This window comes from Pseudomonas sp. V88_4 (genome assembly GCF_029967985.1).
GTDB lineage: Bacteria > Pseudomonadota > Gammaproteobacteria > Pseudomonadales > Pseudomonadaceae > Aquipseudomonas > Aquipseudomonas glycinae.
The window spans coordinates 120,655-133,019 of sequence record NZ_JASCAF010000028.1 but is presented as its reverse complement, the minus strand read 5'-3'; the positions used below and the strand labels follow the sequence as shown (position 1 = coordinate 133,019).

At 61.4% G+C, this 12,365-nt stretch carries 11 protein-coding genes; 8 read left to right on the top strand and 3 right to left on the bottom strand.

Features of this window, described 5'->3' with window-relative positions; all coding sequences use genetic code 11:
- Positions 1-23: 23 nt before the first annotated feature.
- Positions 24-896: an ABC transporter substrate-binding protein gene (locus QLG12_RS08585; protein WP_197870644.1), complete on the bottom strand. Its 873-nt coding sequence runs from the start codon at positions 894-896 to the stop codon at positions 24-26.
- Positions 897-1,058: 162 nt separating this feature from the next.
- Between QLG12_RS08585 and QLG12_RS08580 the strand changes: the two genes are divergently transcribed.
- Positions 1,059-1,376, top strand: a complete 318-nt coding sequence (locus QLG12_RS08580; RefSeq protein WP_197870641.1) for a Rieske (2Fe-2S) protein — start codon at positions 1,059-1,061, stop codon at positions 1,374-1,376.
- On the opposite strand, the gene sfsA is transcribed toward QLG12_RS08580, so the two are convergent.
- Positions 1,373-2,086: a DNA/RNA nuclease SfsA gene (gene sfsA / locus QLG12_RS08575; protein ID WP_197870639.1), complete on the bottom strand. Its 714-nt coding sequence runs from the start codon at positions 2,084-2,086 to the stop codon at positions 1,373-1,375. The genes QLG12_RS08580 and sfsA overlap by 4 nt on opposite strands.
- On the bottom strand, positions 2,086-3,258 hold the full coding sequence (locus QLG12_RS08570) for a pyridoxal phosphate-dependent aminotransferase (RefSeq protein ID WP_197870637.1): 1,173 nt from the start codon (positions 3,256-3,258) through the stop codon (positions 2,086-2,088). The genes sfsA and QLG12_RS08570 overlap by 1 nt, the downstream gene beginning before the upstream one ends.
- A 334-nt stretch (positions 3,259-3,592) precedes the next feature.
- On the opposite strand from QLG12_RS08570, the gene dksA reads away from it, so the two are divergent.
- The 7 genes from dksA to folK all read left to right on the top strand — a co-directional run bounded on the left by dksA (position 3,593) and on the right by folK (position 12,291).
- Positions 3,593-4,036 (top strand): RNA polymerase-binding protein DksA, encoded by a 444-nt coding sequence (dksA, locus tag QLG12_RS08565; protein ID WP_039771633.1) that lies wholly within the window; start codon positions 3,593-3,595, stop codon positions 4,034-4,036.
- Positions 4,037-4,119: 83 nt separating this feature from the next.
- Positions 4,120-5,016 carry a tRNA glutamyl-Q(34) synthetase GluQRS gene (gene gluQRS / locus QLG12_RS08560; protein WP_282474313.1) on the top strand — a complete coding sequence of 299 codons (897 nt, stop codon included), beginning with the start codon at positions 4,120-4,122 and terminating at the stop codon, positions 5,014-5,016.
- A 77-nt stretch (positions 5,017-5,093) separates the two neighbouring features.
- Positions 5,094-5,270, top strand: coding sequence for a hypothetical protein (locus QLG12_RS08555; RefSeq protein WP_003176118.1), 177 nt, complete (start codon positions 5,094-5,096; stop codon positions 5,268-5,270).
- Positions 5,254-8,208, top strand: coding sequence for a sensor histidine kinase (locus tag QLG12_RS08550; RefSeq protein WP_007959612.1), 2,955 nt, complete (start codon positions 5,254-5,256; stop codon positions 8,206-8,208). Before QLG12_RS08555 ends, QLG12_RS08550 begins: the two co-directional genes overlap by 17 nt.
- Positions 8,209-8,230: 22 nt before the next feature.
- Positions 8,231-9,667, top strand: coding sequence for a sigma-54 dependent transcriptional regulator (locus QLG12_RS08545; RefSeq protein ID WP_197870633.1), 1,437 nt, complete (start codon positions 8,231-8,233; stop codon positions 9,665-9,667).
- 734 nt (positions 9,668-10,401) lie between these two features.
- A complete protein-coding gene (locus QLG12_RS08540; RefSeq protein WP_282474312.1) occupies positions 10,402-11,802 on the top strand; it encodes a polynucleotide adenylyltransferase PcnB in 1,401 nt (466 codons plus the stop codon).
- Positions 11,803-11,805: 3 nt separating this feature from the next.
- A complete protein-coding gene (folK, locus tag QLG12_RS08535) occupies positions 11,806-12,291 on the top strand; it encodes a 2-amino-4-hydroxy-6-hydroxymethyldihydropteridine diphosphokinase (RefSeq protein ID WP_197870631.1) in 486 nt (161 codons plus the stop codon).
- The last annotated feature ends 74 nt before the right edge of the window (positions 12,292-12,365 follow it).

The window sequence follows — 12,365 nt, the reverse complement described above, 5'->3', positions numbered from 1 at the left end:
ACCGCGGGGTTTGACCAGCGTAGTCATTGGCTGCTCTGGGCCGGATAGAAGCCGTCAGACAGGGTCTTCAGCGCAGCCGGCAAACGCGGCCCAAGCCCGCCGACCAGCAGCGTAGGGTCCAGCTCCAGCACCCGTCCGGTCCTGGCCGCACGGCTGGAATTGAGGATCGGGTTTTCCTTGAACAGCGCCGCTTTCGCCGCCTCGCCGGTCAGCGCACGGTCAGCGAACACCAGCACTTCAGGATCGAGACTGGCCAGGGACTCCACGGAAAACGGCTTGTAACCGGTGTGGGTCGCAAGGTTATGCCCGCCCGCTTTTTGCAGTAGCCAATCGGCGGCGGTGTCTTTGCCGGCGATCAGCGGCTTGCCGCCAGCATGTCCGAGCAGCAACAGCACGCCCGGCGCTTTCTGTTTAGTCTGCGCTTGCGCCACACGCGCCTTTTGCGCATCAAGTTGCTGTTGATAACGTTGTAGCAATTGCGCGGCCTGGCTTTCAGCGCCCAGCAACTGCCCCAGATGGGTGACGTTTTTCTCCAGCGTCGGCAGATCCGGCTGAGCCGAGAACAATTCCACCTGCACCTTGGCGCTGCGCACCTGCGAGATCACTGGCGGCGGGCCCATTTCTTCGGTGCCGATGAGGATGTCCGGGCGCAGGCTGAGAATGCCTTCGGCCGACAGGCTGCGCTGGTAGCCGATGCTCGGCAGCGACTTGAGGGACTGCGGATGTTGGCTGGTGGTGTCGACCCCCACCAGTTTGGCTTCACCCCCCAGTGCACTCACCCACTCCGACAAGGCGCCGCCAGCGCTGACCCAACGTTGCGGCAACTCGGCCGCTGCAGCCTGGTGGCTGACCAAAAGTCCGACACACAGCACAGCAACGCGGGTACTCAGGCGCATAGACAGCTTCCTTGAAAGGTTTTCCCGGGCATCGGAACGGCAGGCCAAGTATCCTCGGTAGCGCTCACCTCGCTACGGGCGAAGGCGGCCATTTGATAATTGTTTGCATTTGAACGTCAAGCTCGGACATATCCGGACACGAGCCGACTCTTGAGGATAGCCATGAAGTTTCTTTGCGCGGGTGCCGATCTGATTGAAGGCGGCAGTCGCGGTTTCGATATCGACGGAAAAAAACTGTTGGCCGTGCGCCGTGCGGGGCAGGCGTATGTCTACCTCAATCGCTGCCCGCATCGGGGCGTTGGCCTGGAATGGCACCCCGACCAGTTTCTCGACCCGAGCAACAGCCTGATCCAGTGCGCGACCCACGGCGCACTGTTTCTGATCGAGGACGGAGAATGCGTCGCCGGCCCCTGCGCCGGGCAATCGTTGACGGCCATCCCTTGCCATGAAGACGCGCAAGGGCTGTGGATCGATGTCTAACCGTTGAGCAGCACGTCCAGCCGCCGGTCGATCACCATCTCTTCATGGCTCAACCGCACGCCGTACGCCAGGACTTCGACCCCGCACGCCACCGCCTCTCGCAGCGCAGCGGCGTAGGCCGAGTCGATTTCCTCGGCAGGACGCACTGCTTCGATACCCGTGAGATTGACGCAGTACAACTGCACCGCGCGAATCCCGTCCCGGGCCAGGTGCGCCAGCTCACGCAAATGCTTGGCGCCACGATCGGTCACTGCATCGGGAAATGCCGCGACCGCCGTGCCGTCGAAACCCAGCGTGACACTTTTCACTTCCACGTACGCCGGGCCCGTCGGGTAGTCGAGGCGAAAATCGATCCGGCTCTTTTCCTGCCCGTACGCCACCTCGCGTTTGAGCCCGGTAAATCCGTTCAATTCGCTGATGACACCGGCCTGCAAGGCTTCTTCGACCAGTGCGTTGGCGCGTCCGGTGTTGACGCAAAACAGCCGGCCCTGCGGGGTTTCACCGACTTCCCAAGTACCGGGCAGTTTGCGTTTCGGATCTGTGGAGCGACTGAACCAGACCTGCCCGCCCTCGACCTGGCAATTGAGCATCGAGCCGGTGTTCGGGCAGTGAATGGTCAGCAATTCGCCGCCAACGGTTTCGATGTCGGCGAGAAAACGCTTGTAACGCCGGATCAACCGGCCTTCTTCGAGCGGAGGATGAAAGCGCATCAGCCTTGCCAGCTCTTCAAGCCACGAGCAATGCGTTCCACCGCTTCCTGTAAGCGAGGGAGGTTTTGCGTGTAGGCAAAGCGCACGTGATGACCGGCCTGGTAGCGACCGAAATCCAGCCCCGGAGTAAACGCTACATGTTCGGTTTCAAGGAAATGCCGGCAGAACGCGAAGGCATCGCCGCCGAACTGGCTGATATCGGCATACAAATAGAACGCGCCTTCCGGCTCCACGGCAATGTTGAAGCCCAGCTCCCGCAATGCCGGCAGCAGGAAGTCACGGCGACGGCCGAATTCGGCGCGGCGCTCTTCGAGAATCGCGATGGTGTCCGGCTCGAAACAGGCCAGCGCTGCGTGTTGGGCCATGCTTGGCGCGCTGATGTAGAGATTCTGCGCGAGTTTTTCCAGCTCACTGACCGCTGCGTCCGGCGCCACCAGCCAGCCGAGGCGCCACCCGGTCATGCCGAAATATTTGGAGAAACTGTTGAGGACAAAGGCGCTGTCGTCCACTTCCAGCACACTGGCGGCGTCGGTGCCATAAGTCAGGCCGTGATAGATCTCGTCCACCACCAGATGCCCGTGACGCGCCTTGATGGCTGTGGATAAACCGGCCAGCTCATCGCGGGTCAGAATCGTACCGGTCGGATTGGCTGGCGAAGCGACCAGCGCACCGACGCTGTCGTGATCCCAGTGGCGCGCCACCAGGTCCGGCGTCAGTTGATAACGCACGTCCGGGCCCACCGGCACAAGCTGCGCCGCGCCTTCGACCAGTCGCAGAAAATGCCGGTTGCAAGGATAGCCGGGGTCGGCCAGCAGCCAGTGCTTGCCCGGATCCACCAGCAACGCGCTGGCCAGCAGCAACGCACCGGAACCGCCAGGAGTGATCAGAATCCGCCGAGGATCGATGTTCAGGCCGTAGCGCGTCTGATAGAAGCCGGAAATCGCCTCACGCAGTTCGGGAATGCCACGGGCCGCGGTGTAGCGGGTTTTCCCCGCCGTCAGGGCTTGCTGGCCGGCGCGGATGATCGGCTCGGCGGTAGTGAAGTCCGGTTCGCCGATTTCCAGGTGGATCACGTCGTGGCCGGCGGCCTGCAATTCATTGGCCCGCGCCAGCAACGCCATGACATGGAACGGTTCGATCGCACGACTGCGCGCACTGTAGGGCTGAGCCATTGGCCTTCCTTCAACGAGGGAAAAGAAACGATTCTACCCATCTGCCGGAACGAGCGAGAACCCGCAGCGGTCACAGCCTCAAGAACACTGGACTGTAACGACCCGCGCGTACGCTCCAGGATTGACTAAAATCAGTGATTGAGCAGGTTTGCAGCACCGCCGGACATGGCTTGGCAAACATTTGCAAGTCCCCTCGGCCACGCGCTCGACATCCGGGAGTAGCGCGGGTCGAATTGATCTGGTAAGTTCGCCCGCTTGCAGCCGCAGGGCCGGCAGGTGTCGGTGATGGAGCAATCCTGCGCAATGGATTACAAGAGTAGAGGCGGTCCATTTCATGCCCACCCAAGCAAAGCAACAGGCAAGTCAGACACTCAGCGGTTTCGAACCCTACGTCCCTAAAGAGGGCGAAGAGTACATGGGCGCGCCTATGCGTGCGCACTTCACCAAGATCCTGACCAAGTGGAAACTGGACTTGATGCAGGAAGTCGACCGTACTGTTGATCACATGAAAGACGAAGCGGCCAACTTTCCTGATCCGGCCGACCGTGCCAGCCAGGAAGAAGAGTTCGCTCTCGAGCTGCGCGCCCGCGACCGCGAGCGCAAACTGATCAAGAAGATCGACAAGACCCTGCAACTGATCGAAGACGAAGAGTACGGCTGGTGCGACTCTTGCGGCATCGAGATCGGCGTCAAGCGCCTCGAAGCCCGTCCGACTGCCGACATGTGTGTCGACTGCAAGAACCTGGCGGAAATCAAGGAAAAGCAGGTCGGCAAATAATCCCGACCTGAACGAAAAACGGAGCGTGCGAACGCTCCGTTTTTGTTTCTGCCGTTTTTTACTCTTCAAGTAACATCGCCCTCATGACTGCCAACTCCTCCCCCGCCTACATTGGCCGCTTCGCCCCGACCCCCAGCGGGCACCTGCACTTCGGTTCGCTGGTCGCCGCCCTGGCCTCTTATCTGGACGCACGCTCGGTGGGCGGCCACTGGCTGGTGCGCATGGAAGACCTCGATCCGCCTCGCGAAGAGCCGGGCGCGCAAGCGGCGATTCTCAAAGCGCTGGAAAGCTATGGCTTCGAATGGGACGGCGAGATGGTTCGCCAGAGCGACCGGAACGAGGCCTACGCCCAAGTGCTCGACAGCCTGTTCAATCACGGCCTGGCGTACGCCTGCACCTGTTCGCGCAAACAATTGGAGCCGTACCACGGCATTTATCCGGGGCTGTGCCGCAATGCCGGCCATGGCCAGGAAGACGCGGCGATTCGCCTGCGCGTGCCGGAGCTGGAATACCACTTCATCGACCGGGTGCAGGGCGAATACCGCCAGCATCTGGGCCGCGACGTGGGAGATTTCGTGATCCGCCGCCGCGACGGCCTCTACGCCTACCAACTGGCGGTGGTGCTGGACGACGCCTGGCAGGGCATCACCGACATCGTGCGCGGCGCCGATCTGCTTGACTCCACGCCGCGCCAGCTCTATCTGCAGGAACTGCTGGGCCTGCGCCAACCGCGCTATCTGCATCTGCCACTGATTACCCAGCCGGACGGTAACAAGCTCGGCAAGTCATACCGCTCGCCACCGCTTGAAGCCGATCAGGCCACGCCATTGCTGCTACGGGCCTTGCGTGCACTGGGGCAAAACCCGGAGCCCGAACTGGTCCACGCCTCGCCGCAGGAACTGTTGAACTGGGGCAGCGCCCACTGGGATGCCTTGAAAATCCCGCGCACACTGACCCTGCCCGAAGCGCAACTGCTGTGACGAGACTTGCAGTGGCGCGCCCATCCGTTACCATCGCCGCACGTTTTCGGGCACGCGCATAAAAAAGAGAGGCCGGGATGTACATCTATCGCTTGGTCCTGCTTCTGGTCGTGGGGATCTACCTGTTTTCTCCTGCCATCATGGATTGGTGGATCGACGCCACGGGCGCCTGGTATCGCCCTTATCTGCTCTGGCTGATCCTGATCGTCGTGACCTTCATCCTGCAGAGCCAAAAAGATGCCGATGAGCTTTAGCCTGACCCAGATGCTGCTGATCAGCGCCGCCTACCTGGCCGCGTTGTTCGGCGTGGCGTGGATCAGTGAACGGGGCATGATCCCGCGGGCGATCATTCGCCATCCGCTGACCTACACCCTGTCGCTGGGGGTCTACGCCAGTGCGTGGGCGTTCTATGGCACGGTCGGTCTGGCCTATCAGTACGGCTACGGTTTTCTGTCCAGTTATCTCGGGGTATCCGGCGCGTTTCTGCTGGCGCCAGTGCTGCTGTACCCGATCCTCAAGATCACCCGCACCTATCAACTGTCGTCGCTGGCGGATCTGTTCGCCTTCCGCTTCCGCAGCACCTGGGCCGGTGCGCTGACCACAATTTTCATGCTGATCGGCGTCTTGCCGTTGCTGGCGTTGCAGATCCAGGCCGTGGCCGATTCCATCGGCATCCTCACCGGCGAACCGGTGCAGAATCGCGTGGCCCTGGCGTTCTGTGCGCTGATCATTCTGTTCACGATCTTCTTCGGCTCCCGTCACATCGCCACCCGTGAAAAGCACGAAGGGCTGGTGTTCGCGATTGCCTTTGAATCGGTGATCAAACTGGCGGCCCTCGGTGGCGTCGGCCTCTATGCGCTGTACGGTGTATTCGACGGCCCGCAACAGCTTGAACTGTGGCTGCTGCAGAATCAGACCGCCCTTGCCGCCCTGCACACGCCATTGCAGGAAGGCCCGTGGCGCACGTTGCTGCTGGTGTTTTTCGCCTCGGCGATCGTGATGCCGCACATGTATCACATGACCTTCACCGAAAACCTCAACCCGCGCTCGCTGGTCAGCGCAAGCTGGGGCCTGCCGCTGTTCCTGCTGTTGATGAGCCTGGCCGTGCCGCTGATTCTCTGGGCCGGCCTGAAACTCGGGGCCACCACCAATCCGGAATACTTCACCCTCGGCATCGGCATCGCCGCCAACAGCAAGTCGCTGGCGTTGCTGGCGTATGTCGGCGGTCTATCGGCGGCCAGCGGCCTGATCATCGTCACGACGCTGGCCCTGTCGGGCATGGCCCTGAACCACCTGGTGCTGCCGCTTTACCAGCCGCCGGCCGAGGGCAATATCTATCGCTGGCTGAAATGGACCCGCCGGGCGCTGATCGTCGCGATCATCATGGCCGGTTTCTGCTTCTATCTGATGCTGGGCGCCGAGCAGGACCTGGCCAATCTCGGCATCGTCGCGTTTGTTGCCACCCTGCAATTCCTGCCGGGCGTGCTGTCAGTGCTGTACTGGCCGACCGCCAATCGCCGCGGCTTTATCGCCGGTCTGCTGGCGGGGATCGTGGTGTGGGTGGTGACCATGCTGTTGCCGCTGGTCGGCAATCTGCAGGGTTTCTATATTCCGTTGCTGAACATGATCTACGTGCTGGACGACACCAGTTGGCACATGGCGGCCATTGCCTCGCTGGCGGCCAACGTCCTGATGTTCACGCTGATTTCGCTGTTCACCAATGCCAGCCCTGAAGAGGCCAGCGCCGCCGAAGCCTGCGCGGTGGACAACGTACGTCGCCCGCAGCGCCGCGAATTGCACGCAGCCTCGCCGCAGGAATTCGCCACGCAACTGGCCAAGCCGCTGGGCGCCAAGGCTGCGCAGAAAGAAGTCGAACAGGCCCTGCGCGATCTTTATCTGCCATTCGACGAGCGCCGCCCTTATGCCTTGCGCCGCCTGCGTGACCGGATCGAAGCCAACCTCTCCGGCCTGATGGGGCCAAGCGTCGCCCAGGACATGGTGGAAACCTTCCTGCCATATAAGGCCGGCGGTGAAAACTACGTCACCGAAGACATCCACTTCATCGAAAGCCGCCTCGAGGACTACCACTCGCGCCTGACCGGTCTGGCGGCCGAGCTCGACGCCTTGCGCCGCTACCACCGCCAGACCCTGCAGGAACTGCCGATGGGCGTCTGCTCGCTGGCCAAGGATCAGGAGATCCTGATGTGGAACAAGGCCATGGAAGAACTGACCGGAATTGCTGCGCAACGGGTGGTCGGCTCGCGCCTGAGCACTATCGCCAATCCGTGGAAAGATCTGTTGCAAGGCTTCATCCATCTGCCGGACGAGCATTTGCACAAACAGCATTTGGCCCTCGACGGTCAGACCCGTTGGCTGAACCTGCACAAAGCAGCGATCGACGAGCCTCTCGCGCCGGGCAATAGCGGCCTGGTGCTGCTGGTTGAAGACCTGACCGAGACCCAGATGCTTGAAGACAAACTGGTGCATTCCGAGCGCCTGGCCAGCATCGGTCGACTGGCGGCGGGTGTGGCCCACGAAATCGGCAACCCGATCACCGGCATCGCCTGTCTGGCGCAGAATCTGCGGGAAGAGCGCGAAGAGGACGGTGAGCTGACGGAAATCAGCGGCCAGATCCTCGAACAGACCAAACGCGTGTCACGCATCGTCCAGTCGCTGATGAGTTTCGCCCACGCCGGCAGCCATCAGCACAGCGACGAGCCCGTCTGTCTGGCGGAAGTCGCCCAGGACGCCATCGGCCTGCTGGCCCTCAACCGGCGCAATTTCGAAGTCCAGTTCTACAACCTGTGCGATCCCGACCACTGGGTCGAAGGCGATCCGCAGCGGCTCGCCCAGGTGCTGATCAATCTGCTCTCCAACGCCCGTGATGCCTCGCCTGCCGGCAGTGCGGTGCGGGTCAAGAGCGAAGCCGGCGAACACACGGTCGATCTGATCGTCGAAGACGAAGGCAGCGGTATTCCGTCGAGCATCATGGACCGATTGTTCGAACCCTTCTTCACCACCAAGGATCCTGGCGAAGGCACCGGTCTGGGCCTTGCACTGGTCTATTCCATCGTTGAAGAGCATTATGGACAAATCACCATCGACAGCCCGGCTGATGTTCAGAGCCAGCGCGGCACCCGTATCCGGGTGACATTGCCGCGCCATGTCGAAGCGACGTCCGCTGTGAACTGAGACCGTCGAGAGTATCGAATCAATGCCGCACATTTTGATCGTCGAAGACGAAACCATTATCCGCTCCGCCTTGCGCCGCCTGCTGGAACGCAACCAGTACCAGGTCAGCGAAGCCGGTTCAGTGCAGGAAGCACAAGAACGCTTCAGTATTCCCACATTCGATCTGATCGTCAGCGACCTGCGTCTGCCGGGCGCTCCCGGCACCGAGCTGATCAAGCTCGGCCAAGGCACGCCGGTGCTGATCATGACCAGCTACGCGAGCCTGCGCTCGGCGGTCGACTCGATGAAGATGGGCGCGGTGGATTACATCGCCAAGCCCTTCGACCACGATGAAATGCTTCAGGCTGTCGCGCGGATCCTGCGTGATCGCCAGTCGGCGCCTGCCGCCGGCGAAGCGGCTCCCGCCAAATCAGCCAATGGCAGCGGCAAATCCGCCATCGACAATAGTAATGGCGAGATCGGCATCATCGGTTCGTGTCCGCCGATGCAGGATCTTTACGGCAAGATCCGTAAAGTCGCGCCGACCGATTCCAACGTATTGATCCAGGGTGAGTCCGGTACCGGTAAAGAGCTGGTGGCCCGTGCCCTGCACAACCTGTCGAAACGCGCCAAGGCGCCGATGATCTCGGTGAACTGCGCCGCCATTCCGGAAAGCCTGATCGAGTCCGAACTGTTCGGTCACGAGAAAGGCGCGTTCACCGGTGCCAGCGCCGGTCGCGCCGGTCTGGTGGAAGCGGCGGACGGCGGCACGCTGTTCCTCGACGAAATCGGCGAGTTGCCGCTGGAAGCCCAGGCTCGCCTGCTGCGCGTGTTGCAGGAAGGCGAAATTCGCCGGGTGGGCTCGGTCCAGTCGCAAAAGGTCGATGTTCGCTTGATCGCGGCGACCCACCGCGACCTCAAGAGCCTGGCGAAAATCGGCCAGTTCCGTGAAGACTTGTACTACCGCCTGCACGTGATCGCGTTGAAACTGCCGGCCCTGCGCGAACGCGGCGCCGACGTCAACGAAATCGCCAATGCGTTCCTCGCTCGTCAGAGCGCGCGCATCAACCGCACCGACCTGAAATTTGCCGCCGATGCCGAACAGGCGATCCGGCACTACTCCTGGCCAGGTAACGTACGGGAGCTGGAAAACGCCGTCGAGCGCGCGGTGATTCTGAGCGAAAGCCCGGAAATATCTGCCGACCTGCTGGGCATCGACATCGAGCTGGGCGATCTGGAGGACGACGAATTCATCGGCCTTCCGGCGCAGACGCCGGGTAACGCCAGCAACAGCAGCCACGAACCGACCGAAGACCTGTCACTGGAAGACTACTTCCAGCACTTCGTACTCGAGCATCAGGACCACATGACCGAGACCGAACTGGCGCGCAAACTGGGCGTCAGCCGCAAATGCCTGTGGGAGCGTCGTCAGCGTCTGGGCATTCCACGGCGCAAGACCGGGGTCGCCAGCGAGAGCTGAACGTTACCTGTCGGGTGTGCGGGTAACGGTTGACGATGTGAAAAAACTGTTACCTCAGTCTTTTCACGTAACAGAAGCCGGGGTTATCGGTAACGAAACCCCGGCTTTTTTTCGCCCTGCGAAAACGGTTATATCGACCTAACCCCTTGTTTTATTGGGGTTCGCAAAAGTTGGCACGGCACCTGCTATATGTTTGGTACAAGAACAATAACAAGCAATGCACAAGACAATAAAAATAAGACGAATCGACTCACGCACAATAAAAACAAGACGGCGAGAGGCGCAGCTAACTGATTCTTTTGGAGAGGCGTTGTATTTGGGGCTAGCCCCACGACCAGGCCGAGAACAACAAAAACTGTCTTAAGACAGAGCCTGTACTGGTTGGATCGCAAGATCACTGCAACACAGCGACCAAAGCAATCCGTTTGCTCTTGGCTCCCGATTGGGAGGGTCATGAAGGAAAAGCTTCATGGCGAGGGCACTCAACAAAAACAAGAAGCCCGAATCAATAATAAAAAGAGCACGCAACTACTTCTTGGGGAGCTTCGGCTCCCCTTGTAGTTTCTCCTTGACGGCAAATCTCCCCTTCTGACGCATCTTCACCCCCTCTAGCCTGCGGCTTGCAGCGCAAAACGGCAGCGTCCTACACCATCCCTCGACTAAATGCTAGAATCCCGGCCCATCATGCGGTCATTCTCTGGTATGGCCGAACATTCCTTCAAACAGTGCATCCCATGCTGAAGAAGCTGTTCCAGTCATTCCGAACTCCCCTGCGTCGTACGCAACACATCCGTAGCACGCCTGAAGTCCTCAACAGCGGCCAACATTCGCTGCAGAAGGCGCAATTCAGCCGATACGCGGTCAACATCGTCGAACGTCTGCAGGGCGCCGGCTACCAGGCCTACCTGGTTGGCGGTTGCGTGCGAGACATGTTGCTTGGCATCACGCCCAAAGACTACGACGTCGCCACCAGCGCCACCCCCGAGCAGGTCCGCGCCGAATTCCGCAATGCGCGGATCATCGGCCGCCGCTTCAAGCTGGTACACATCCATTTCGGTCGCGAAATCATCGAAGTCGCGACTTTCCGCGCCAATCACCCGCAAAACGAAGACGACGAAGACAGCAACCAGTCTTCGCGCAACGAGAGCGGGCGCATTCTGCGTGACAACGTCTACGGCACCCTGGAAGAAGACGCGCAACGCCGCGACTTCACCATCAACGCCCTGTATTACGACCCGGTCAGCGAGCGCATCCTCGACTACGCCAACGGCGTGCACGACATCCGCAATCACCTGATCCGTCTGATTGGCGACCCGAAGCAGCGTTACCAGGAAGACCCGGTGCGGATGCTGCGGGCCGTGCGTTTCGCCGCCAAGCTCAATTTCGGTATCGAGAAGCACACTGTCCAGCCGATCCGCGAACTGGCGCCGATGCTGCGCGAGATTCCGTCGGCCCGCCTGTTCGAGGAAGTGCTCAAGCTGTTCCTCTCCGGTCATGGCGCCATCACCTTCGAGATGCTGGTCGACCTGCAACTGTTCGCGCCGCTGTTCCCGGCCAGTGCCGATGCGCTGGAACACAACCCGGAATACACCCACACGCTGATCAGCGAAGCACTGACCAACACCGACCTGCGGATCAAGCAGAACAAACCGGTGACCCCGGCGTTCCTGTTCGCCGCGCTGCTGTGGCCTGCCCTGCCGGCCCGCGTGTTGCGTCTGCAAGAGCGCGGCATGCCGCCGATTCCGGCGATGCAGGAAGGCGCTCACGAACTGATCGCCGAACAGTGCCAGCGCATTGCAATTCCAAAACGCTTCACCATGCCGATCCGCGAGATCTGGGACATGCAGGAACGCCTGCCACGCCGCAGCGGCAAACGCGCCGACCTGCTGCTGGACAATCCGCGCTTCCGCGCCGGCTACGACTTCCTGCTGCTGCGTGAAAGCGCTGGCGAGCAGACCGATGGCCTGGGCGAGTGGTGGACCGATTATCAGGACGCCAACGACAGCGAACGTCGCGACATGATCCGCGACCTGAGCGGCAAGGGTGATGACGCCAGTGGCGCACCGCGCAAGCGTCGCCGCAGCAGCGGTTCCAAGCGCAAACGCGCCGGCGCACCGAGCGCCACGGGCGAATAAGGCATGGAACGCATCTACATCGGCATGGGCAGCAACCTGGCTGACCCGGCCGAACAACTGCGCAGCGCGGTCGACGCGCTGGGGCGAATGCCCGATACCAAACTGGTCGGCGTCTCCGCGTTTTATCAGAGCGACTCACTGCTGCCGGGCCAACCGCGTTACACCAACGCGGTCGCGGCGCTCGACAGTGCGCTCGCCCCGCTGGATCTGCTCGATGCCTTGCAGGCGATCGAAAACGGTCAGGGCCGCGAACGCCTGGAGCGCTGGGGCCCGCGCACGCTGGATCTGGACATCCTGCTGTTCGGTGATCGCCTGATCGACGAACCACGCCTCAAAGTCCCGCATTACCACATGCAGGAGCGCGCGTTCGTTCTCTATCCCCTGGCCGAACTGGCGCCCGAGGATCTGCGTCTGGCCGATGGCCGCACCCTCGCCGATCTTCTCGCAGCCTGCCCGTTCGTCGGCCTCGAACGCCTCTCCCACGCCTGACACACACCGCTGATGCGGGAGCCAATCGGCTCCCGCATTTTGCGTTCTTGTAGGACAAAAACCCCGCAGATCAG